Below are 21,476 nucleotides of genomic sequence, written 5' to 3' on the forward strand. Positions count from 1 at the left end.
GGGAGGGGCAGATGACGACGACATCGGTCGCACCGGGTACGCCGGAACGGGGCCGGGGCCACGGCCGGGAGCTCAGGGCCGCCGCCCGGCACATCCACCGCCGCGGATTCCTCACCGTCACCGGAGCGGCGGCCGCGCTGGCCTTCGCCACGAACCTGCCCGGGACCGCGCAGGCCGCCGAGCTCGACGCGCGGCGCCTCACCGACGACCCCTTCACCCTCGGCGTCGCGTCCGGGGACCCGCTGCCCGGTTCCGCGCTCCTGTGGACGCGGCTCGCCCCGAAGCCGTACGAGCCCGGCGGCGGCCTGCCCGGGGCCCGCGTCCAGGTGCGCTGGGAACTCGCGCACGACGCCCGCTTCCGCCGCACCGTCCGGCGCGGCCACGTCACCGCCCACCCCGAGTTCGCGCACAGCGTGCGGGTGGAGGCCGACGGGCTCGACCCGGACCGGGTCTACTACTACCGGTTCCGCGCGGGCGACTGGACCAGCCCCGTCGGGCGCACCCGCACGGCGCCCGCCCGGGGCGCCCGCATCGACGGACTGCAGCTCGCGGCCGTCTCCTGCCAGGCGTACCACGACGGCTACTTCACCCCGTACAAGCACCTCGCGGAGGAGGACCTCGACGTCGTCTTCCACCTGGGCGACTACCTGTACGAGTACGCCGTCAACGGCGCCGGTGGCGCCCGCGCGTACACCGACCGCCGCCTGCCCGCGCACTTCAACCGCGAGACGGTCACGCTGGAGGACTACCGGCTGCGGTACGCCCTCTACAAGTCGGACCCGGACCTGATGGCCGCGCACGCCGCCCACCCCTTCGTCGTCACCTGGGACGACCACGAGACGGAGAACAACTACGCGGGCGGCACCCCGGAGAACGACGTACCGCCCGAGGAGTTCCTGCTGCGCAGGGCGGCGGCGTACCGCGCCTACTGGGAGAACCAGCCGCTGCGCGCCCCCCAGCGGCCCCAGGGCGCCGACATGCGGCTCTACCGGCGGCTGCACTTCGGGCGGCTCGCCCAGTTCGACATCCTCGACACCCGCCAGTACCGCTCCAACCAGGCGTACGGCGACGGCTGGCAGCTCCCGGGCCCGGAGTCCGAGGACCCGTCGCGCACCATGACCGGCGCGGAGCAGGAGCGGTGGCTCCTCGACGGCTGGCAGGCGTCGCGGGCGCTGTGGAACGTCGTGCCCCAGCAGGTCACGTTCGCCCGCCGGCGCACCGTGGGCGACCCGAAGGTCAGCATGGACGCCTGGGACGGTTACCCGGCCTCCCGCAAGCGGGTGCTCGACGGCGCCGAGGCGGCGGGCGTCGACAACCTCGTGGTGCTCACGGGCGACGTCCACGTCGCGTACGCGTTCGACCTGAAGAAGGACTTCGAGGACCCGGGTTCCCGCACCGTCGGCACGGAGTTCGTCACGACCTCCATATCCAGCGGCAAGGACGGCGCGCAGCGGCCCGCCAACTACGACCGCCTGATGCAGGGCAACGCCCATCTGAAGTTCTACGACGGCAGACGCGGCTACACGACCGTCACACTCGGGGCGGACACCGCGCGCGCGGACTTCAGGACGGTGTCGGGCGTCACCGCACCCGGCGCGCCCGTCACGACGGCCGCGTCGCTGGTGACGGAGGCGGGGAACCCGGGTCTGAAGCCCGCCTGACGCCCCCCGGTGCCCCTACTCCTCGTCGTCGGCCGGGTAGCGGACGCCGACGCGCTCACGTACCGCGTCGAGCGTCCGCATGACGGCGAGCGTGCCCTCCAGGGGGACGAGCGGCGACTCCTTCTCGCCCGCGCGCAGGCAGCGCATGACCTCGGCCGCCTCGTGGCGGAGGCTGTGCCGGCTGTCGACCCCGGCGGTGAACTCCTCCGGCTCCGCCCCCTGCCGGTGGAGTACGAACCGGTCCGGGTAGAAGAAGCCGCGCCCCAGCTCGATCCGGCCCTTCGTGCCCGTCACCGCCGCGGTGAGGGGGGTGTCGGCGGTGAGGGAGCAGCTCAGCAGTGCCGTCGCGCCCGTGTCCCACCCGAGCAGCACACCGGTGTTCAGGTCCACGCCCTCCGGCGACAGCAGCGCGTCCGCGTGTACGCGGTCGGGCTCGCCCAGCAGCAGGTGCGCGAACGACACCGGGTACACCCCCAGGTCGAGGAGCGCCCCGCCGCCGAGGGCGGGATCCCGCAGCCGGTGCCCGGCGCCGAAGGGCCCCGCGAGCCCGAAGTCGGCCTGTACGGTCCGCACTTCACCGATCGCGCCGTCCCGCACCAGTGCGGCGAGCCGGCGGACGACCGGGTTGCAGTACATCCACATCGCCTCCATCAGGAAGCGGTCGTGGCGCCGGGCCAGGGACACCAGCTCCCGTGCCTGGCGGGAGTTGAGCGTGAACGCCTTCTCGCACAGCACCGCCCGGCCCGCCTCCAGGCACAGGCCGGCGGCGGCCCGGTGCGCCGAGTGGGGGCCGGCGACGTACACGACGTCCACGTCCTCGTCGGCGGCGAGCTCCGCCCAGCTCCCGTACGCCCGCGGTATCCCGAACCGTTCGGCGAACGCCTTCGCGCCGGCCGTCGTACGGGAGGCCACCGCGACCACCTCCGCGCCGTCGGTGTCGCGCATCGCGAGCAGGTCGGCGGTGAACGACGACGCGATGCCGCCGGTGGCCAGCACGCCCCATCGCACGGTTTCCTTGTGCATCCCAGCCCCCGGGAAAAAGGTCTCGACCACTCCGGACGAGCTGAGAGCATAGGTGCAGATTCAACGACATGGAGATGCGAATGCCGGAGACAGGCCAGTCCACGCAAGGTCACATATCCGGCACAGGAGGCACAAAGCAGCCCGATCCGCTCCCCTTGGCCCGTCGGGCGAGCCTCCTGGTCACCCTGGTGCTCGGCGGCCTCACCGCCCTGCCGCCGCTCTCCATGGACATGTACCTCCCCGCGCTCCCGGAGGTCACACGGTCCCTGGGCTCGCCCGCCGCCACCGTGCAGCTCACCCTGACCGCCTGCCTGGCCGGCATGGCGCTCGGGCAGCTCGTCGTCGGGCCGATGAGCGACCGGTTCGGCCGCCGCAGGCCCCTGCTCCTCGGCATGAGCGTGTACGTCGCGGCCACCGCGATCTGCGCCTTCGCGCCCACCGTCGAGCTCCTGATCGCCTTCCGGCTGCTCCAGGGGCTCGCGGGCGCGGCCGGCATCGTGATCGCCCGCGCTGTCGTCCGCGACCTGTACGACGGCGTCGAGATGGCCAGGTTCTTCTCCACCCTCATGCTGATCTCCGGTGTGGCACCGGTCATCGCGCCCGTCATCGGCGGCCAGGTGCTGCGCCTCACCGACTGGCGGGGCGTCTTCGTGGTCCTCACCGCAGTGGGCGTCCTGCTCACCCTCGTGGTGTGGAAGTGGCTGCACGAGACGCTGCCGCCGGAGCGGCGGCACGGCGGAGGCGTCGGCGAAGCCCTCCGTACGATGCGCGGACTGCTCGCGGACCGGGTCTTCACCGGCTACGTGCTGGCCGGCGGCATGGCCTTCGCCGCCCTCTTCGCGTACATCGCCGCGTCCCCGTTCGTGGTCCAGGAGATCTACGGGGCCTCGCCCCAGACCTTCAGCCTGCTCTTCGGCCTCAACTCGGTCGGCCTGATCGCGGTCGGCCAGATCAACGGCAAGCTGCTGGTGGGCCGGATCAGCATGGACAAGGTGCTGGCGACGGGCCTGACCCTGATCGCCCTCGCCTCCCTGGCGCTCCTTCTCATGACCGCCGGGGTCTTCGGCGAGGCCGGCCTCGTGCCGGTCGCGGCGGGCCTGTTCGTCCTGATGTCCTCGATGGGCCTCGCCCTGCCCAACACCAACGCTCTGGCCCTGATGCGCACCCCGCACGCGGCCGGTTCGGCGTCGGCGCTGCTGGGTACGTCGTCGTTCCTGATCGGGGCGATCGCCTCGCCGCTGGTCGGCATCGCGGGCGAGGCGACGGCGGTCCCGATGGCCGTGGTCCAGCTGACCTGCGCCCTCACGTCCCTGGCCCTCTTCGCGGCCCTGTGCCGGCCCTGGCAGCGCACGTCGGCGTGACGTCCGGCCGCCGCGGCCCCGGTCCGCTGGCCGGCCGGCCGGGGCCGGCCCCGGGCCCGGCGGCCCCCCGCTCAACCCCGCCGCGCGCAGGCGGTCAGGCGGGGGCGGTCCTTGCGGTCCGTCCACGGGAACAGGGCCGTCCCGGCCACCTCCACCGCCGGTACGCGCACGTTCGCCGCGAGCGCCGCCGGCCGCCGTGTCGTGAGGTCCGCCTCCACCGGCGTGCCCGTGGCCGCCGTGCCGTACGCCACGCCCGTGTCCGTCACCACCGTCAGGGACAGCGGCCGCGTGCCGTCGGCCTCCTCGAAGCAGTGTCCCGTCCCCGTCTCCAGGTCGAAGCCGAGGCGCCCCGCCACGAGGTAACGGCCCTCCGGGGACAGCGCCGCCCTCGGATGCGTGCCCGGCTCTATGGCCGGCTTGCGGCACTCCGTCCGCGCCAGCACCTTCCCGGTCGCCGTGTCGTGCACCGCCCACACGTCGTGGTCGGCGGCGCCCTTGCCGCGCTTCTTGTGCCACCTCGCGACGATCCGCCCGTCGGTCACCGAGACCGGCACCCCGGAGGTCGCCTCGGTGCCGCCCGGCGCGTGCGAGCGGCTGTGCCAGCCGCCCCGCACCCAGAACTCCCGGCGCCCGCTCACCAGCAGCCCCTTGTCCGTCACCGCCCGCACCTGCGTCTGCACCCGGCACTCGCCGCAGCCCTTCGGGGGCCGCAGGTCCTTCGGGCCCGTGCGGGTCACCTGGCCCGTCACGGGATCGACGACCGCGCTGTCCGCGGCGCCGTCGCTGACGAGGACACCGGGGCCGTCCGCGCTCACGCTCGGTACGCCGGGCCAGGGCAGCTCCACCCGCTGCTGCGCGCCGCTGCGCACGTCGTACACGTCCAGCGCGACGATCGAGTCGGCCGAGGACAGCGCGTCCTCGCCGACCTTCCCGTACGACCAGGTGACGAAGAACTCCCGGCCGTCCTTGGCCACCGCGAGCAGCCGGGGGAAGTGCGCGGGATCCGACAGCGGCTGCCACGCGTCACCGGACCACCGCGTCCGCCCGCTCGCCGCGTCGACGGCCCGCAGGCGGAAGCGGGTGGCGGACGCCCGCTCCAGGAGACCCACCCGCCCCGCGCTCGCGGCGATCGCGTACTCCTGCGACGCGCCGGTGACCTCCCAGCCCCGTGCGGTGGTGTACGCCGGGGGAACGGCGAGCCGTGTCGCGGGCCCGGCCGCCGTGCTCTTCCTCGCGGGCGCGGACGACGCGGGCGGCTTCGGCTTCCCATCAGAGCCGTCACGGCCTCCGTCGCCCCCGCCGCCGCACGTGGCCAGCAGGAGCAGCAGTGCCAGGACGATCACACCCGTCACCAGAGCCACCCGTACGACCCGCTGTCCCATGGTCCCCCCGAGGGTCACGACAAGGGCGTCAGCGTAGCAACTGGCGCACCGCCGCGATCAGTTCGCCGGCGTCCCGGGGCGGGCTCCCCGGCCGGGCCGCGGGCGGCGACCCGCGTACCGCGCGGGGGCCTAAAATTTGACGGTGAACTCCACCCTCCCCACCGCGGAATCCCTGCGCGGCACCCTCGCCGGACTGCTGGACGGGCTGCCGCCCAAGCAGGCCGCGCAGGCCGTCGAGCGGCTGATCGCGAACTACCGGGGCACCACCCCCACCGGCGCCCCCGTGCTCCGCGACCGTTCCGACGTCGCCGCGTACGCCGCGTACCGGATGCCCGCGACCTTCGAGGCGGTGCGTTCCGCGCTCGCCGCGCTGCGCGCCGCGGCCCCGGAGTGGACCCCGGCGACGCACGCGGACCTCGGCGGCGGGACCGGCGCCGCGACCTGGGCGGTCGCGGAGGCGTGGGGCGAGAAGGCGGCCAGTACGGTCGTCGACTGGGCGGAGCCCGCACTGGCCCTCGGCCGCGAGCTGGCCGAGGCCAGCGGCTCGCCGGCCCTCGCCGCCGCGACCTGGCAGCGCTCCCGTATCGGATCGGCGCTCAGGATCGAGAGCACCGATCTCGTCACCGTCTCGTACGTGCTGAAGGAGCTCACCCCCGCCGACCGCGTCGCCCTGGTCGCCGAGGCCGCCCGCGCCGCCCGGGCCGTCGTGATCGTCGAACCCGGCACCCCCGACGGCTACCTCCGCGTCATCGAGGCCCGGCAGCAGCTGATCGACGCCGGCCTGAGCGTCGCCGCGCCCTGCCCCCACAGCGGCGCCTGCCCCATCGAGCCCGGCGCCGACTGGTGCCACTTCTCGGCGCGGGTCAGCCGCTCCTCGCTCCACCGCCAGGTCAAGGGCGGCTCGCTGCCGTACGAGGACGAGAAGTTCAGCTACGTGGCCGCCGTCAGCCCCGGCGTGCCCGCCGGTCCGGCCGACAACCGCGTGATCCGCAGGCCGCAGATCCGCAAGGGCATGGTCCTGCTGGAACTGTGCGCGAAGCCGGAGGAACTCACTCGCGAGACGGTCACCAAGAAGCGCCACGGCGACCTCTACCGCGCGGCCCGCGACGCCGACTGGGGCGACGCCTGGCCGCCGCCGGAGGCCGGACACGCAAGGAGCGGCGGACCGAGCGCCGCCGGGCGCTGATCCGCCGCTGCCGCGAGGGGTTTCCCGTCCACTCCCCGGTCGAGGGTTTCTTCAGGCGTCAGTTGTGACCTGGCGGGGCGTGGCCCGCGGGGTTCCGGTTCTCGGTCTCCTGCGTGTGCGCGCCGCCCTTGCAGCTCGGCTGCTGGCCGCCGGGCTCATTGCCGGCCGGGTTGGTACACGAGATGTCCACCGGCTGGATCTTGGCTTCGGCGATTCCGGCGCCGCCGAGGCCCAGTGCGAACGCGGCAGCCACTGCGGCAACCGCCGCTCCGAGCCGCTTCCTCGTTGTCGTGCTTGCCATGGTGAGCTCAGCCTCCAGACTCATCTTGTGGCTTCGCGGCAGAGCATCAAATCTGTCGCATCTCTCCGGCCCACCTTTCTCGGATGGGCGATATGTGTCAAGATGCCCTAATATTCGCCCGCGCTCACGACATCACCGTCGACGCGACGGCGCGGCCCGCCGGGCGGACCGGCGCACTCGCCGCCGCTCGCCCGCCGGTCCGCGCCAGCCGCGCGCGATGCGCGTCCGGGCCCCGCGGCCCGTCGGACGCGGGGTCCGCGGTGGCTACCGGGGCGTAACCAGCCCGGCGCCGCGCAGCTCCTGCGTGCAGCACTTCACGCTGCCGCCGCCCTTGAGCAGCTCTCCGAGGTCCATCCCGACCGGCTCGAACCCGCGCGCCCGCAGCGGCGCGAAGAGCCCCAGCGCGGTCTGCGGCAGCAGCACGTGCCGCCCGTCGCTCACCGCGTTGAGCCCGAGCGCCGCCGCGTCCGCCTCGTCCGCGACGATCGCGTCGGGGAAGAGCCGGGCGAGGACGGCCCGGCTGCCCGGGGAGAAGGCGCCGGGGTAGTACATGACCTCGTCGGTGCGGTCGTCGAGGACGGCCAGCGCGGTGTCCAGGTGGTAGTAGCGCGGGTCGACGAGGTCCAGGCCGATGACGGGCCGGCCGAAGAACTCCTGCGCCTCGTCGTGCGACAGCGGGCTCGACCTGAAGCCCCGCCCGGCGAGGATCCACGACGAGGTGACGGCGAAGTCGCCCTCGCCCTCGTTGATGTGCGCGGGTTCGTGGATGTCGGTGAAGCCGTGGGCGCGGAACCACTCAAGGTGCGCCTGGGCCTCCAGTGACCGTTCGGCGTACGCGAACCGGGCGCCCAGCACCCGCCCGTCGACGACGGTGGCCCCGTTCGCGGCGTACACCATGTCGGGCAGGCCGGGGCGGGGGGTGAGGAGTTCGACGGTGTGTCCCAGGCTCCGGTAGCGGTCGCGCAGGTCCTCCCACTGCGTGATGGCCAGCGGCAGGTCGACCGGCTTCCCGGGGTCCATCCAGGGGTTGATGCTGTACGTCACCCTGAAGTGCTCCGGGGGGCACATCAGGTAGCGGCGGGGCGAGGCGTCACGAGGCAATGAGGGCTCCTCACGAGCGGCGTGGGGCACAGAGTGTGCGTGAGGCCATGGTCGCGCCGAACCGTCCCGTCGCACAGTGAACCGATCGGGTGGTTCCCGACTGGTCAGCTCACGTACATCCGGCGGGCGCCGGCCCGGGACTTCGACGAGACGTGACGTCTCGCCCCGCTGGTAGATTGGGCCCATGGCCGACACCCGCACCCCCAAGCCCGGCGCCAGGACCCCCGACACCGCCCGCCGCAGCGAGCGCTCCCGCCGCGCGATCTACGACGCGGCGCTCTCCCTCGTCGGCGAGGTGGGCTACCCGAAGACGACGATCGAGGGCATCGCCGCCCGCGCCGGCGTGGGCAAGCAGACGATCTACCGCTGGTGGCCCTCGAAGGCCGCCGTCCTGCTCGAAGCCTTCATCGACCTCGGGGAGCAGGCCGCGGAGGCGGCCGGAGCCGACAGCGGCGCGTACGAGATCCCGGACACCGGCGACCTGGCGGCCGACCTGAAGACGGTCCTGCGCGCCACCGTCGACGAACTCGTCGACCCCAGGTACGAGGCCCCCAGCCGCGCCCTCACCGCCGCGGGCATCGTCGACCCGGCCCTGGGCGCCGAGTTCGTCGGGAAGCTGCTCGAACCCTCGCTCCAGCTGTACGTCAAGCGGCTGCGCGCCGCGCAGGAGGCCGGTGACGTACGCGCCGACATCGATCCGCGCGTCGCGCTCGAACTCCTCGTGGCCCCGCTCACGCACCGCTGGCTGCTGCGCACCCTCCCGCTCACGCACGCGTACGCCGACGCCGTCGTGGACTGCGCGCTGGGCGGCCTGGCACCGCGCTGAACCCCGTCGCGCCCGCGAGCCGTGCCCGCCGTGCCCCGGACCGCCGCGCCGGGGTGAGTTCGCTCACGGAGTTCGCCGTACGTTCACCCCGAGGTCACTTATCGGGGCAAAGGCGCCAATCACACCACCGCTGTGTTACCGGCCCGTGTACCCCGGATGGGGAGTGCGGCCACCCGAGGCGCAGGATGGTGGCAGCATGGACAGCACAACGCTGAGGTGAGGGGTTGAATGGGCGCCGATTTCGGCCGCTATCGCGGCACAGAGAGCAGGCAGACAGTGGAAAGCAGACTTCCCCAGTGGCTGCGCCGCCGCCCGAAGGCCACCGACGCCGACGCCCTGGCCGAGGGCCGCGAGGCCCTGCTCCTGGCCGCCGCCGCCGCGGGCCTGCCCCTGGCCCCGGCCGCGCACCCCGTGGGATACCGGTGTTCGTGCGAGCGCGTCGGGTGTCCCACCCCCGCCCGCCACCCCGTGTCGTTCGCCTGGCAGACCCAGTCGACCACCGACGCCGCGCAGATCAGGCGCTGGGCCCAGGGTCAGCCGCAGGCCAACTTCATCACCGCCACCGGCATGGTCCACGACGTGCTCGACGTACCGCTCGAAGCGGGCCGCAACGCGCTGCAGCGGCTGCTCGAAGCCGGGGTCGACGTCGGTCCGGTGGCCGAGTTCGGCGCCAGCAACGGCGACGACGCCCGCCTGCTCTTCTTCACCGCCACCCGGGGCACCCCGGACGACGAGGACGAGTGGTGGCCCTGCGAGCTGGACTGCCACCCCGAGACCATGGACGAGCACCCGGGACTGCGCTGGCACTGCCGGGGCAGCTACGTCCTCGTACCGCCGGCGCGGCTCCCCGGCGACCACGGGGTGACCTGGGTCCGCGGCCTCGAACACCCGCTGCCCGACCCGCTGACCCTCCTGGAGACGCTGACCGACGCCTGCGCGCGGTACGTCGGCGAGGACGACCCGGACGACCACCACGCGGTGGCCTGGCCGCTGGGGCGCTGAGCCGCCGGCCGGGCGCGGCCGCTCACGACCCCTGGGCGGCCGTGAGCCCCTGAATGCGGGCGAGCACGGTCACCCGCGGCGTGCCCTTGCCGGCGCCGGCCGACGTGCCCGCCGCGTCCTTCGCCGGCACCTGCGCGACCTGGCTGGACACCCGCTCCTTGGTGAGCTTCGTCTTCGCGGTGCCGGTCATCAGCGCCCGCACGTCGGCGTTGAGGTCCAGCCGGACCCCCTGGGCCACCGTCTGCTGCTCGAACTGGCGGGTGGCGAAGAACACCGTCGCCCCGCCGTCCGCCGTGACCAGTCCCAGCGGCGCGAACGCCCCGGTGTCCAGCGCCTGGTCGCGGTACTGGACCGTACGGCCGATCTGGCGCGCCGTCTTCTGGCGCGTCTGGCGCACGGCGGAGGTGTGCGGCCCCGGAGCGAAGTTCTCCGGCTCGCCGTCCTGCATGTACGACGCGTACTGGACGCTCAGGTCCTTCGGCGGCACCACGAGCCCGGGCGCGTCCGGCGCCACCGGCTCGGCCCAGCCGTCCGCGTCCTTCTTGAACGTGGGCATCTCGTCGGGCGTGAGCACCGACAGGTGCGAGACCTCCCACAGCTGGTCGGCCCCGCCGCGTACGAACACCAGCAGCCAGCGGGTGTCCAGCCGCCCGCTGTCCTTGTCCCGGTTGCTGTCGGTGTCGGCGACGAACCACCGCGGCCAGCCGGCCTTCTTGGGAATGGAGAACTTGGCGTCGGTCAGCTCCAGCGGATCGTGCCGCGGATTGCCGTTCGGGCTCTGCACCTGGCGCGCCTTGAGGCCGGCCTGGTTGATCGCCCCGAGCGCGCCGGTGACCCGGCCCGCGTCGAGGGCCGGGTCGTACGCCTTGTCCGCCTTGTTGTACGCGGCCGTGAAGTCCTTGAGGGCCCGCGCGGCCTCGGACCGCGTCGCCGCCGGTACGACCTCCAGCTCGCCGTGCACCGTCACGCACCCGCTCGCCGTCAACGACAGTGCCGTCGCCGTCGCGAGACCCGTTACCAGCCGCTTCAGCCTGCTCATGCGCTGCCTTCTGTGTCCTCGTCCCCACCGACCTCCGGAACCCTACCGGGGCCGGGGAAAGCGCGAGCGCGGGGACCGGGTACAGCGGCCGCACCGTGACCCGGCGGACGCCCGCGACGGCCCCCGGCCCGGGCCCCGCGAGGCGCTCGGGGCCGGGTGCTTCAATTCCGGCATGAACGAACTCGACGTACTCCGCGTCTTCTGCGGTCCCGGCGGACACCACGGCAACGCCGTCGGCGTCGTGCGCGACGGACGTACGTACCCCGACGAGGCGTCCCGGCAGGCCCTCGCCGCCGAACTCGGCTTCGGCGCCACCGTGTTCGTCGACGACCCGGAGCGCGGTGTCCTCGACGTCCGCACGCCCGGCCCGCGCCCGGCCTTCGCCGGGCACCCCCTGGTCGGCGCGGCGTGGCTGCTCGACCTGGAAGTCGTCAACCCGCCCGCCGCGGAGGTGTGGGCCCGCCACGACGGCGAGTTCACGTGGATCACGGCACGCGCCGAGTGGGCCCCGCCGTGCCGCCTCCAGCAGTACGCCTCCGCCGCCGAGGTCGACGCGCTGCCCGCGCCGCCGCCGGGTGAGGGCGGGCTGTACGCCTGGGCCTGGGAGGACGAGGCGGCGGGCCGGGTGCGCGCCCGCGAATTCCCGCGGGCGGACGTCGGCGTCGCGGAGGACGAGGCGACCGGCGCCGCCGCGCTGCTGCTCACCGCCGCACTGGGGCGCGCCCTGAACATCGCGCAGGGCCGCGGCTCGCAGATCCTGACGGCGCCGGGGCCCGACGCCACCGTCGAGATCGGCGGCCGCGTCCGCTTCGCGGCTCAGGCGCCCGTACCGGCCCGGGCGTTCACGCGCTGAGCGGGAACTGGCCGCCGAGCTCCCGGAAGACCGCCCCGTTGAAGTCGAAGGCGCGCCTGCACTCGTCGATGATGCGCTGCTTCTCCAGGTCGTCCGCGTTCACCCGGTCCAGCAGCTCCCGGTAACCGCGCTTGAAGGCGGCCGGGTTGGCGATGTCCTCGAAGACGTAGAAGCGCACGCCGTCGCCCTTGCGCGCGAAGCCCCAGGTCCGTTCCGCCTTGTCGCGGATGATCTGACCGCCCGACAGGTCGCCGAGGTAACGCGTGTAGTGGTGCGCCACGTAACCGGCCGGCCAGTCTCGCGCGCAGGCGGTGATGCGGGCGGCGTACGCGGCCGTCGCGGGCAGCGGCTCGGCCCCGGCGCGCCAGTCCGCGCCGCGCAGGTGCGCCAGATCGCGCTCCAGCTCGGGGGCGCGCATCAGCTCGGGCCGGATGAACGGGCCGGCGACCGGGTCGTCCGCGAGGGACTGCGCCGCGTCCTCCAGCGCCCGGTACACGAACCAGAGCTGCTCCGTGTAGCGCGCGTACGCGTCCACGGGCAGCTTCCCGCCGAGCATGTCGCTCATGAAGGTGGAGGTCTCCGCCTCCGTGTGCTGCGCGTGCGAGGCCACACGGATCAGCGTCGAGAAGGGAGTCGCGGCGTCAGTGGCGGTTGCGTCCAAGGCGGACCTCCGGGGACCGATGGAGACGGGAGAGGAAGGGCCTGCGGTGGCGGCACGCGCAGCCGCCACCGCCCATCCTCCTGCTTAGGTATACCTAAGTCAATGTGTTCCCGACGACCTGTCGGTAAAAACGCTACGCCCTCATCGGGTTCACGGCAGCGTGAGGATGTCCGCCCCGGTCTCCGTGACGACCAGCGTGTGCTCGAACTGCGCGGTCCGCCTGCGGTCCTTGGTCACGACCGTCCAGCCGTCGTCCCACATGTCGTACTCGTGGGTCCCCAGCGTCAGCATCGGCTCGATGGTGAACGTCATGCCGGGCTGCATCACCGTCGTGGCGTGCGGGCTGTCGTAGTGCGGGATGATCAGACCGGAGTGGAACGACGAGTTGATGCCGTGGCCCGTGAAGTCCCGCACCACCCCGTAGCCGAAGCGCCTGGCGTACGACTCGATGACCCGCCCGATGACGTTGATCTGGCGCCCCGGCTTGACCGCCTTGATCGCGCGGGCCAGCGACTCGCGGGTGCGCTCGACGAGCAGCCGGGACTCCTCGTCGACGTCACCGCACAGGTACGTCGCGTTGTTGTCGCCGTGCACGCCGTTGATGTACGCCGTGACGTCGAGGTTCACGATGTCGCCGTCCCGCAGCACCGTGGAGTCCGGGATGCCGTGGCAGATGACCTCGTTGACGGAGCTGCACAGCGACTTCGGGTAGCCGCGGTATCCGAGGGTAGACGGATAGGCACCGTGATCGATCATGAAGTCGTGGGCCACCCGGTCCAGCTCGTCGGTGGTCACGCCGGGCGCGATGTGCTTGGCGGCCTCCTCCATCGCCTGCGCGGCGATGCGGCCCGCGACGCGCATCCGCTCGATGGTGTCGGAATCCTGGACCTCCGGGCCGGTGTACGGCGTCGGCGCCGGCTTCCCGACGTACTCGGGACGCCGGATGTTGCCGGGAACGGAACGGGCGGGAGAGAGCTCCCCTGGTACGAGCAGCGACTGGCCAGACATGCAAGCGAGTGTATCCAGCCGCCATCGGGCAGCATGGCGTCAGAGGAAGGAGCCGACGATGGCCCTGTTCAAGAAGCGCACAGCCGGAAAGCCGGGCGAATGGTTCTACTGCCTGGAGCACAAGAAGGTCGAAGAGGGACCCGAGTGCCCGGCCAAGGACCGGTTCGGCCCCTACCCGACCCGGCAGCAGGCGCAGCACGCGATGGAGACCGCGGCCGAGCGCAACCTGGAGTGGGAGACGGACCCGAAGTGGCACGACAAGGACGGCACGCGACCGGACGGCGAAGCCGGCTGACCGCCTCCTAGCCCGCCGTCCCGGCCGCCGCCGCGTCCTTCCGGTCCCGGCGGCGCCGGGCGTCCGGGTCCGTCCGCGAGTCGTACGTCAGCAGGCTCGGCAGCGCCGCGGCGAGCACGGCCACGGACGCCACGCAGGCCAGGCCTCCGCTCCAGATCGCGGGACGGGTCCCCGACCAGCCCGCGAGGGCGCCGGACCGCACCTGGCCGAGCTGCGGTCCGACGCTGTACGACAGCACCTCTATGCCCGCGAGCCGGCCGCGCAGCTCCTCCGGAACGGTCTGGTTCCAGATGGTCGACCGGCCGAGCCCGCTGAGCATGTCGCCCGCCCCGGCGAACGCCAGGCAGACCAGCACGGCCCCCACGCTGTCGCACCACCCGGCGGCGGCGATCGCGAGCCCCCACCCGGCCGCGCCGTAGACGACCAGCCGCCCGTGCCGCCTGACGCGCGAGGTCCAGCCGCTGGTCAGGCCGACGAGGACCGACCCCACGGACCCGGCGGAGTAGAACAGCCCGAGCGCCCAGTCGGCGTCGAGGTCGTCCGCGAGGAACGGGAAGACCGCGTTCGGGAACGCGAAGAACATCGCGGCCAGGTCGACCGCGTACGTCCCCAGCAGCACCGGCCGGCTCCACGCGTACCGCGCGCCCTCCGCGATGCCGCGCAGGGACGGCCTGGGCGCGTCCCGCGACGCCGGAGCGGGCGCGAGGCGCGTGCACAGCACCACGGACACCGCGAACCCGACGACCGTGACGCCGTACGCCGTCGCGTGACCGGCGTAGGCGACCACCACGCCCGCCACCGCCGGACCGGTGATCGCGCCGGTCTGCCAGCGCAGCGAGTTCAGCGCGGCGGCGGCGGTGAGCTGGTCGTGCGGCACGATCCGGGCCATGAGCGAGTCCAGCGCGGGACGCTGGAGCCCGGCGAGGGCGGAGACGCCGGCGGCGACGACGTAGAGCGGCCAGAGCAACGGCTCCGGCAGCAGCGCATTGACCAGCAGCAGCCCGGCCAGCACCCCCAGGCCGGCCTCGCTCAGCAGGATGACCCTGCGCCGGTCGGCGAAGTCCGCCAGCGCCCCGCCGTAGAGCCCGAACACCACCAGCGGCACCAGCTCCACCGCGCCCATCACGCCGACGGCGAGCGGGGACCCGGTGAGGTCCTTGATCTGAAGCGGCAGCGCGATCATGGCCATGAAGCTGCCGAAGTACGTGACGAGGCCCTGTACGAACAGCAGGCGGAAGTCGCGCGAGGAGCGCCAGGGGGCGAGGTCCGGCAGTACCGCCGCGAGCTTCGGGGACACGACCGTCCATGCTCGGCCCCCCGCTCCCGCCGGACAACCGATTTACGCGCGCCCCCGGGCCTACCAGCGCCCCGGCGGCGGCGCCGTCAACTGGTCGGCCAGGTGGGAGAGGCGGTCCCGCAGCCGCTGCCGGCCCCGGGGAGCCGGCACGCTGTTCTCGCCCGCCGCCGCGCTCACCAAGTGCTGCACCGTGTCCAGGTCCACGTCCCCGCCCGCCGGCACGGACAGCGCCTCGTGCGCCAGCCCCCGGATCTCCCGGTCCCCGCCGTCCAGCGACAGCACGGTCGCCCCGGCCCGCCGCGCGTCGTGCACCCGCTCCAGCAGCCCCGCCTCCGGCCGCTCCGGCGCCACGACGAGCAGTGTCTCACCACGGCCGGCCGCCTCGACCCGGCCGAGGCCGACCGACAGGTGCGCCGGCTCCCCGGGCCGCACCCGGTGGCGTACGAGGGTGGGACTGAGTTCCGGGAGCCCGGACCACGCCGCCTCGTCGACGAGGTGCGCCGCCAGGTGCCACGGCTCGTACGCCTCGGTCCCCACCAGCAGCAGCCCGCCGCCCTGCGGCACGACCGAGGTGCGCAGCGCCCCCGCGAAACGCCGGGTGGCCGGCAGCCACTGCGTCCCGTCGAGGACCTCGCGCAGCAGGGCGACACGTACGGCATCCATGCGCCGGGATCCTGCCGCACCCGGGGCGCGGGCCGGGTGCGAATGCCCCGGTCTCACCCGTACGAGCGTGCTACCTGCAAGTAGGGTCGCCCCATGACTTCGACTGACAGCAGCCCGGCCGGCCCCGCCGGCGCACAGAAGCCCGCAGCAAGGGATCCCTGGGACCTCCCGGACGTGTCCGGCCTCGTCGTCGGCGTGCTCGGCGGGACGGGCGACCAGGGGCGCGGGCTCGCGTACCGGCTGGCCAGGGCCGGCCAGAAGGTGATCATCGGATCCCGCGCGGCCGCGCGCGCGCGGAGCGCCGCCGACGAGCTGGGCCTGGGCGTCGAGGGCGCGGACAACGCCGAGTGCGCGCGGCGCAGCGACATCGTGATCGTCGCGGTGCCGTGGGAGGGCCACGCCAAGACGCTCGAAGCGCTGCGCGAGGAGCTCGGCGGCAAGCTCGTCGTCGACTGCGTCAACCCGCTCGGATTCGACAAGAAGGGCGCGTACGCCCTGAAGCCGGAGGAGGGCAGCGCCGCCGAGCAGGCCGCCGCCCTGCTGCCGGACTCGCGCGTCACGGCCGCCTTCCACCACCTGTCGGCCGTCCTCCTCCAGGACGAGACGATCGAGGAGATCGACACCGACGTGATGGTGCTGGGGGAGTCCCGCGCCGACACCGACCTCGTGCAGGCCCTCGCGGCCCGCATCCCCGGCATGCGCGGCGTCTTCGCCGGCCGGCTGCGGAACGCCCACCAGGTCGAGTCCCTGGTCGCGAACCTGATCTCGGTGAACCGCCGCTACAAGGCCCACGCCGGCCTGCGCCTGACCGACGTGTAGGAGCGGCGTACAGCGGACGCCGGGGCATGGTGGACACTGGACGGGAAGCCTTCGCCCCCGGACAGGAGCCGCCCCCCATGCCCCGCCTCGCTCTGTACGCCCTCCTCGTCTGCCTCCTCGCCGTGGCCGCGGCGGTGGTGTCCTTCGTCCAGGGCAGCTGGCTCGGCGTCGTCTGGATCCTGCTGGCCGGAGTCGCCTCCAACATGGCGTGGTACTACGTGCGCAGGGCCAAGGCCGACCGCGGCGCCCCGGTCACGGGCTGACGCGCGCGGGGTCCGGGTCGCCGTCCCAGAACCGGTAGTACTCCAGGCCCGTCCGCCAGTCCTCCACCCCCAGGCCCCGCAGCACGGCGTCGACCGCGTCGAAGAAGACGCCCCCGACCTCGGGAATCCACAGCAGGGCGAACACCAGCAGCAGTCCGAACGGCGCGAGCGGCTCGACCTGGCGGCGGACCTTGTACGAGAGCCAGGGTTCGATCACGCCGTACCCGTCGAGACCGGGCACCGGCAGGAAGTTCAGGATCGCGGCCGTCACCTGGAGCAGCGCGAGGAAGCCGAGCGCGTACAGGAACGGCTTCGGCACGCCGTCCGTCGCGCCCAGCCAGAACGGCGCCGTGCACACCACCGCGAACAGCACGTTCGTCAGCGGCCCCGCCGCCGAGATGAGGCTGTGCTTCCAGCGCCCCCGGACGCGGCCCCGCTCGACGTAGACCGCGCCGCCCGGCAGCCCGATGCCGCCCATGACCACGAAGAGCACCGGCAGCACGATGCTGAGCAAGGGGTGGGTGTACTTGAGCGGGTTGAGGGTCAGATAGCCCTTCGCGCCGACCGAGACGTCACCGCCGTGGAGCGCGGTGCGGGCGTGCGCGTACTCGTGCAGACACAGCGAGACGACCCACGCGGACGTGACGAACAGGAAGACGGCGAAGCCCGTGCTCGCCGAGAACTCCGTCCACACCGCCCAGCCGGAGACCGCCATGACGGCGACGATCCCGAGGAAGACGGGACTGATCCGCCGGTCGCGACGGGTGAGGGCGGTGGCCATGGGCGGGTCTCCAAGGGTGGGAAGCAGGCCGGTCGCAGAACTGCCTACCCGGCGGGACTGTGAAAACGTCTCGCGCGGCCCCGGTGGTTCCGGGGAAGCTGCATCCATGGCGCTCTGGCGAAACATGTACGACGACCCGTGCTGCGGCGATCCGTTCCCGGTGGGCGACGAGGCCCCGCGGGTCCGCTGGAAGCGCGGTCACCGCCGTACCGGGACGGGAGTCCCGGCCACCCCGGAGACGCCGGGCGGCCCGGCGTCCGCACGTCCCGGAGAATAGACCCGTGCGCTATCGCATCCTCGGCCCCACCCAGGCCCTTCGCGACGACGGAAGCCCCGTAGCCGTCGGCGGAGCGCGCTTGCGCGCGCTGCTGACGGTGCTGGCGCTGCGGCCGGGACGGACGGTCACGGCCGGCGCGCTCACCGACGAGGTGTGGAACGGCGAGCCGCCGGCCGACGCGACCGGAGCCCTCCAGGCCCTCGTCGGCCGTCTGCGCCGGGCCCTCGGCCACGCCGCGATCGCCTCGGCGGACGGCGGCTACCGGCTGTGCGCCGACCCGGAGGACGTGGACCTCTACCGCTTCGAGCGGCTGGCGGGAGAGGGCGCGCGGGCGCTGCGGACCGGCGATCCGGGCAAGGCGGCCGAACTGCTGGGCGAGGCCCTGCGCCTGTGGCACGGCCCGGTGCTGGCCGGGCTGCCCGACCGCACGGCGGAAGCGGCCCGGTGGGAGACCCGACGCCTGGCGGCCCGCCGCGCCCGGCTGTCGGCGCTGCTGGCCCTTGGACGGGCGGAGGAGACCCTCCCGGAACTCGCGGCGCTCTGCGACGACCACCCGATCGACGAGCAGCTCCAGCTCCTGCGCCTGAGCGCCCTGCGCGACACGGGCCGCACGGCACAGGCTCTGGCGGCCTACGACGAACTCCGCCGCGACCTGGCCTCCCGCCTCGGCACAGACCCGTCCCCACCCCTCCAATCCCTCCACACCACCCTCCTCTCCCCACCTCCCACCCCCGCCGCCCGCTCGACAATGCCGGGCGGGCACGCGCGCAACACCACCCCTGCCCACGACTCCACGGTGCCGGGCGGAAACGTGCGGGGTACCTCCCCTGCCACCCGTTCGACGGTGCCGGGCGGGGACGTGCGGGGCACCACTCCCGCCCACGGCCCGACGGTGCCGGGCGGGGACGTGCCGGGGCGCTCCCCGCAGGGTGTCGAACGCAACCACGCCGAAGATTCCGCAGCGGTGCCCGAAGGTTCGGCACCCGAGGAGACGCCCGGGCACGGCACCGCCCCCGGAGCCCCCGCCCAGCAAGGCCAAGGCACCGCCCCCGAAGCCCCCGCCCAGCAAAGCCAAGGCGCCACGACCGCAGCAACCCGGAAACAAGGCCAAGACGCGAACCCCCCAAGCCCCCCACAAGGCAACCTGCGCGCCCGCCTGACCTCGTTCGTAGGCCGCGAGAGCGACATCGAGGCCATCACCGCCGACCTGGCAGGCGCCCGCCTCGTCACCCTGCTCGGCCCCGGCGGCGCCGGAAAGACCCGGCTCTCGCAGGAGGCCGCCGAAGCCGCCGAGGCCAGGAACGCCGCCTGGCGGGACGGCACCTGGCTGGCGGAACTCGCCCCCGTGGACGACCCCGACACCGTCCCCGAAGCCGTACTCGTCGCGCTGGGCGCACGCGAGACCGTGCTGCGAGGCGCCGGCGCCGAGGAACTGCGGGCCGCGGACCGCCACGGCGACGACCCGCTCGTACGTCTGGTCGAGCACTGCGCCCGCCGCCGCATGCTGATCCTGCTCGACAACTGCGAGCACGTGATCGAGGCTGCCGCCCGCCTCGCCGAGGAACTGCTGGCCCGCTGCCCCGGCGTGACCGTACTGGCCACCAGCCGCGAACCGCTCGGCGTCCCCGGCGAGGTCGTGCGGCCCGTGGAACCGCTGCCCGACCCCATGGCCCTGCGCCTCCTGGCCGACCGCGGCGCCGCCGCCCGCCCCGGCTTCCGCATCGACGAGGACCGGGACGCGGCCGCCGAGATCTGCCGCCGCCTCGACGGCCTGCCGCTGGCCATCGAACTGGCCGCCGCCCGCCTGCGCATGCTGACCCCGCGTCAGATCGCGGACCGCCTGGACGACAGGTTCCGGCTGCTGACCGGCGGCAGCCGCACCGTGCTGCCGCGCCAGCAGACGCTGCGCGCGGTCGTCGACTGGTCGTGGGACCTGCTGGACGAGGAGGAGCGGGCGGCCCTGCGCGCCCTGTCGGTCTTCGCCGGCGGCTGCGACCTGCCCGCCGCGGAAGCGGTGATCGGTCCCGGCGCGCTCGACCTGCTCGGCTCACTGGTCGACAAGTCGCTGGTGGTGGCGGCCCCTTCGGGCGACGGCGCGATGCGCTACCGCCTGCTGGAGACGGTGGGCGAGTACGCCGCCGAGCGACTGGACGAGGCGGGGGACCGCGCCGCCGCCGAACACCGCCACCTCGTTCACTTCCGCGAGCTCGCCCGCCGCATGGAACCCCGGCTGCGCGGCCGGGAGCAACTGGCGTGCTTCGGCCGCCTGGAGGTCGAGTACGAGAACCTGCGCACCGCCCTGCGCCGCGCCGTCGCCGCCCGCGACGAGCACGAGGCGCTGTGCCTGGTCCACTCGCTGGCCTGGTACTGGACGATCCGGGGCCTGCGCAGCGACGCCCGCCATTGGTCGCGCGCTGCCGCCGACCTGGGCCCCGACCCCTTCGCCCCGCCGGCCGCCCCCGCTCCCGCCCTGCACGAGCGGTGCACGGACGCGCCGCCGCCCATGTCGCCCGAGCACCTGCTGGAGGCCAGAAGGGGCGCCTGGCTCATCCACCTGTCGAGCATGAACCACGAGCTCGACCAGTGGACCGGCGAGGAGGCCACGGCCTGGCTGCGCAGTGTCGTCGAGGTCTACCGGCCCGGGCTCCCGCAGACCTGCCGCGTGCCGGGGACGATGTGGGTCTACGCCGTCATGCTGACCGGGACGCCGGAACAACTGCTGGAGGTCGTCAACGAGACCGTGCGTGCCTGCCGGGAGTACGGCTACGTCTGGGAGCTGGCCATGGCCCTGCAACTGCGGGCCAACCTGCTGGCGAACCGGACCGAGTGGGCGGGGGACGCGAGCCGCGACGCCGACGAGAGCCTGGGGATCTTCACCCGGCTCGGCGACGCCTACGGAGAGGCCGAGGCCCTCGCCGCGCGCGCCGAGTCCCGTGAGCGCAGGGGTGAGTTCGCCCTCGCCGCCGAGGACTACCGCGCGGCGATCGGCCGGGCGGTGGTCCTCGGAGCGCAGACCCAGGTGCTGCTGCTGCGCGCCCGGCTGGCGGGCGTGCTGGTGGAGACGGGCGACGGCGATGTGGCGGAGGCGATGCTGCGCGACATCCTCGCCGAGGTCGAACACCAGGGGCACGAGTCGGAGGCCGCCGCCCGTCTGTTCCTCGCGGTGTGGCTCGGCCGCACCGGCCGGACCGACGAGGGCCGCGAGCACATGGAGCTGATGCGCCGCTCCTTCAACCAGTCCAACCTCGCCATCTTCGAGGGCTTCGTCATCGGCCTGCTCGCCTGGATGGACAACCTGGACGGCCTGCACGACGAGGCGCTCGACCGGGCCCGCCACGCCCTGGAGTGGGCGCGCGAGCCGCTGGCCCGCATGGTCGCCCCGCAGATGCCCGCGGTCCACCTGATGACGGCCGCCCGGGCCCTGGCGGGCCAGGGCAGCCACGACCGGGCCCGGGACGCCGCCCGGCTGCTCGGCGTCTACCGGGCCCTGCTGCCGCGCGGCCACTTCTCCACCGTCCAGGAGCGCGAGTCGGCGGCGGACGCCGAGGCGGCGGCCCGTGCCGTGCTGGGCGACGCCGCGTTCGACGCGGCGTACGCCGAGGGCGGCGGCCTCACGCTGGAGCAGGCCGTCGCCCTCCTCGACCGCTGACGCGGCCGCCGAGCCGACCGCCGACGCG

At 73.9% G+C, this 21,476-nt stretch carries 21 protein-coding genes; 11 read left to right on the forward strand and 10 right to left on the reverse strand.

What is annotated here, in order from left to right; all coding sequences use genetic code 11:
* The first annotated feature begins 11 nt into the window (after positions 1-11).
* The gene (locus ACWGH0_RS15445) at positions 12-1,661 is read left to right on the forward strand and encodes an alkaline phosphatase D family protein (protein ID WP_453404636.1); all 1,650 of its coding nucleotides are present in this window, start codon (positions 12-14) and stop codon (positions 1,659-1,661) included.
* A 15-nt stretch (positions 1,662-1,676) separates the two neighbouring features.
* On the opposite strand, the gene ACWGH0_RS15450 is transcribed toward ACWGH0_RS15445, so the two are convergent.
* Positions 1,677-2,684 (reverse strand): Gfo/Idh/MocA family protein, encoded by a 1,008-nt coding sequence (locus tag ACWGH0_RS15450; protein WP_453404637.1) that lies wholly within the window; start codon positions 2,682-2,684, stop codon positions 1,677-1,679.
* An 80-nt stretch (positions 2,685-2,764) separates the two neighbouring features.
* Between ACWGH0_RS15450 and ACWGH0_RS15455 the strand changes: the two genes are divergently transcribed.
* Complete coding sequence (locus ACWGH0_RS15455) at positions 2,765-4,045, forward strand: Bcr/CflA family multidrug efflux MFS transporter (RefSeq protein WP_453404638.1); 1,281 nt, start codon at positions 2,765-2,767, stop codon at positions 4,043-4,045.
* Between the two features lie 71 nt (positions 4,046-4,116).
* Here ACWGH0_RS15455 and ACWGH0_RS15460 read toward each other — a convergent pair whose 3' ends face one another.
* The gene (locus tag ACWGH0_RS15460; RefSeq protein ID WP_453404639.1) at positions 4,117-5,427 is read right to left on the reverse strand and encodes a hypothetical protein; all 1,311 of its coding nucleotides are present in this window, start codon (positions 5,425-5,427) and stop codon (positions 4,117-4,119) included.
* A gap of 142 nt (positions 5,428-5,569) precedes the next feature.
* On the opposite strand from ACWGH0_RS15460, the gene ACWGH0_RS15465 reads away from it, so the two are divergent.
* Positions 5,570-6,613 (forward strand): small ribosomal subunit Rsm22 family protein, encoded by a 1,044-nt coding sequence (locus tag ACWGH0_RS15465; RefSeq protein WP_453404640.1) that lies wholly within the window; start codon positions 5,570-5,572, stop codon positions 6,611-6,613.
* A 58-nt stretch (positions 6,614-6,671) separates the two neighbouring features.
* Here ACWGH0_RS15465 and ACWGH0_RS15470 read toward each other — a convergent pair whose 3' ends face one another.
* Complete coding sequence (locus tag ACWGH0_RS15470) at positions 6,672-6,914, reverse strand: hypothetical protein (RefSeq protein WP_453404641.1); 243 nt, start codon at positions 6,912-6,914, stop codon at positions 6,672-6,674.
* Between the two features lie 264 nt (positions 6,915-7,178).
* Positions 7,179-8,045, reverse strand: a complete 867-nt coding sequence (ddaH, locus tag ACWGH0_RS15475; protein WP_453404642.1) for a dimethylargininase — start codon at positions 8,043-8,045, stop codon at positions 7,179-7,181.
* 154 nt (positions 8,046-8,199) lie between these two features.
* On the opposite strand from ddaH, the gene ACWGH0_RS15480 reads away from it, so the two are divergent.
* Entirely contained in the window at positions 8,200-8,841 is a 642-nt protein-coding gene (locus ACWGH0_RS15480; protein ID WP_453404643.1) for a TetR/AcrR family transcriptional regulator, read from the forward strand.
* Between the two features lie 228 nt (positions 8,842-9,069).
* Positions 9,070-9,843: a bifunctional DNA primase/polymerase gene (locus ACWGH0_RS15485; protein ID WP_453404644.1), complete on the forward strand. Its 774-nt coding sequence runs from the start codon at positions 9,070-9,072 to the stop codon at positions 9,841-9,843.
* A 22-nt stretch (positions 9,844-9,865) separates the two neighbouring features.
* Here ACWGH0_RS15485 and ACWGH0_RS15490 read toward each other — a convergent pair whose 3' ends face one another.
* A complete protein-coding gene (locus ACWGH0_RS15490; protein WP_453404645.1) occupies positions 9,866-10,882 on the reverse strand; it encodes a hypothetical protein in 1,017 nt (338 codons plus the stop codon).
* Between the two features lie 172 nt (positions 10,883-11,054).
* On the opposite strand from ACWGH0_RS15490, the gene ACWGH0_RS15495 reads away from it, so the two are divergent.
* A complete protein-coding gene (locus tag ACWGH0_RS15495) occupies positions 11,055-11,735 on the forward strand; it encodes a PhzF family phenazine biosynthesis protein (RefSeq protein WP_453404646.1) in 681 nt (226 codons plus the stop codon).
* Here ACWGH0_RS15495 and ACWGH0_RS15500 read toward each other — a convergent pair.
* Positions 11,725-12,396: a biliverdin-producing heme oxygenase gene (locus tag ACWGH0_RS15500; protein ID WP_453404647.1), complete on the reverse strand. Its 672-nt coding sequence runs from the start codon at positions 12,394-12,396 to the stop codon at positions 11,725-11,727. The two genes, ACWGH0_RS15495 and ACWGH0_RS15500, sit on opposite strands and share 11 nt — an antisense overlap.
* A gap of 150 nt (positions 12,397-12,546) precedes the next feature.
* Positions 12,547-13,404, reverse strand: a complete 858-nt coding sequence (gene map, locus ACWGH0_RS15505; RefSeq protein ID WP_453404648.1) for a type I methionyl aminopeptidase — start codon at positions 13,402-13,404, stop codon at positions 12,547-12,549.
* 58 nt (positions 13,405-13,462) lie between these two features.
* Here map and ACWGH0_RS15510 point away from each other — a divergent pair, with 58 nt between their 5' ends.
* Entirely contained in the window at positions 13,463-13,699 is a 237-nt protein-coding gene (locus ACWGH0_RS15510; protein WP_453404649.1) for a hypothetical protein, read from the forward strand.
* Positions 13,700-13,706: 7 nt separating this feature from the next.
* On the opposite strand, the gene ACWGH0_RS15515 is transcribed toward ACWGH0_RS15510, so the two are convergent.
* Together ACWGH0_RS15515 and ACWGH0_RS15520 are read right to left on the reverse strand one after the other, a co-directional pair.
* On the reverse strand, positions 13,707-14,996 hold the full coding sequence (locus tag ACWGH0_RS15515) for an MFS transporter (RefSeq protein WP_453404650.1): 1,290 nt from the start codon (positions 14,994-14,996) through the stop codon (positions 13,707-13,709).
* A 60-nt stretch (positions 14,997-15,056) separates the two neighbouring features.
* Entirely contained in the window at positions 15,057-15,659 is a 603-nt protein-coding gene (locus ACWGH0_RS15520) for a hypothetical protein (protein ID WP_453404651.1), read from the reverse strand.
* Between the two features lie 93 nt (positions 15,660-15,752).
* Between ACWGH0_RS15520 and npdG the strand changes: the two genes are divergently transcribed.
* Complete coding sequence (npdG, locus tag ACWGH0_RS15525; protein WP_453404652.1) at positions 15,753-16,478, forward strand: NADPH-dependent F420 reductase; 726 nt, start codon at positions 15,753-15,755, stop codon at positions 16,476-16,478.
* A gap of 26 nt (positions 16,479-16,504) precedes the next feature.
* Entirely contained in the window at positions 16,505-16,741 is a 237-nt protein-coding gene (locus ACWGH0_RS15530; protein ID WP_453404653.1) for a hypothetical protein, read from the forward strand.
* On the opposite strand, the gene ACWGH0_RS15535 is transcribed toward ACWGH0_RS15530, so the two are convergent.
* On the reverse strand, positions 16,731-17,522 hold the full coding sequence (locus ACWGH0_RS15535) for a site-2 protease family protein (protein WP_453404654.1): 792 nt from the start codon (positions 17,520-17,522) through the stop codon (positions 16,731-16,733). The genes ACWGH0_RS15530 and ACWGH0_RS15535 overlap by 11 nt on opposite strands.
* Positions 17,523-17,628: 106 nt before the next feature.
* Here ACWGH0_RS15535 and ACWGH0_RS15540 point away from each other — a divergent pair, with 106 nt between their 5' ends.
* Together ACWGH0_RS15540 and ACWGH0_RS15545 are read left to right on the forward strand one after the other, a co-directional pair.
* A complete protein-coding gene (locus ACWGH0_RS15540; RefSeq protein ID WP_453404655.1) occupies positions 17,629-17,799 on the forward strand; it encodes a hypothetical protein in 171 nt (56 codons plus the stop codon).
* A gap of 4 nt (positions 17,800-17,803) precedes the next feature.
* Positions 17,804-21,448: a BTAD domain-containing putative transcriptional regulator gene (locus ACWGH0_RS15545; RefSeq protein WP_453404656.1), complete on the forward strand. Its 3,645-nt coding sequence runs from the start codon at positions 17,804-17,806 to the stop codon at positions 21,446-21,448.
* Positions 21,449-21,476 lie beyond the last annotated feature (28 nt).

The sequence above is a fragment of the Streptomyces sp. NPDC054887 genome (genome assembly GCF_053610585.1).

Coding starts and splice junctions, on each gene's coding strand:
- npdG (WP_453404652.1), top strand. CDS start 15,753: ATGACTTCGACTGACAGCAGCCCGGCCGGCCCCGCCGGCGCACAGAAG.
- ACWGH0_RS15520 (WP_453404651.1), bottom strand. CDS start 15,659: ATGGATGCCGTACGTGTCGCCCTGCTGCGCGAGGTCCTCGACGGGACG.
- ACWGH0_RS15495 (WP_453404646.1), top strand. CDS start 11,055: ATGAACGAACTCGACGTACTCCGCGTCTTCTGCGGTCCCGGCGGACAC.
- ACWGH0_RS15530 (WP_453404653.1), top strand. CDS start 16,505: ATGGTGGACACTGGACGGGAAGCCTTCGCCCCCGGACAGGAGCCGCCC.
- ACWGH0_RS15485 (WP_453404644.1), top strand. CDS start 9,070: ATGGGCGCCGATTTCGGCCGCTATCGCGGCACAGAGAGCAGGCAGACA.
- map (WP_453404648.1), bottom strand. CDS start 13,404: ATGTCTGGCCAGTCGCTGCTCGTACCAGGGGAGCTCTCTCCCGCCCGT.
- ACWGH0_RS15445 (WP_453404636.1), top strand. CDS start 12: ATGACGACGACATCGGTCGCACCGGGTACGCCGGAACGGGGCCGGGGC.
- ACWGH0_RS15535 (WP_453404654.1), bottom strand. CDS start 17,522: ATGGCCACCGCCCTCACCCGTCGCGACCGGCGGATCAGTCCCGTCTTC.
- ACWGH0_RS15540 (WP_453404655.1), top strand. CDS start 17,629: ATGGCGCTCTGGCGAAACATGTACGACGACCCGTGCTGCGGCGATCCG.
- ACWGH0_RS15455 (WP_453404638.1), top strand. CDS start 2,765: ATGCCGGAGACAGGCCAGTCCACGCAAGGTCACATATCCGGCACAGGA.
- ACWGH0_RS15460 (WP_453404639.1), bottom strand. CDS start 5,427: ATGGGACAGCGGGTCGTACGGGTGGCTCTGGTGACGGGTGTGATCGTC.
- ACWGH0_RS15490 (WP_453404645.1), bottom strand. CDS start 10,882: ATGAGCAGGCTGAAGCGGCTGGTAACGGGTCTCGCGACGGCGACGGCA.
- ACWGH0_RS15480 (WP_453404643.1), top strand. CDS start 8,200: ATGGCCGACACCCGCACCCCCAAGCCCGGCGCCAGGACCCCCGACACC.
- ACWGH0_RS15510 (WP_453404649.1), top strand. CDS start 13,463: ATGGCCCTGTTCAAGAAGCGCACAGCCGGAAAGCCGGGCGAATGGTTC.
- ACWGH0_RS15470 (WP_453404641.1), bottom strand. CDS start 6,914: ATGGCAAGCACGACAACGAGGAAGCGGCTCGGAGCGGCGGTTGCCGCA.
- ACWGH0_RS15450 (WP_453404637.1), bottom strand. CDS start 2,684: ATGCACAAGGAAACCGTGCGATGGGGCGTGCTGGCCACCGGCGGCATC.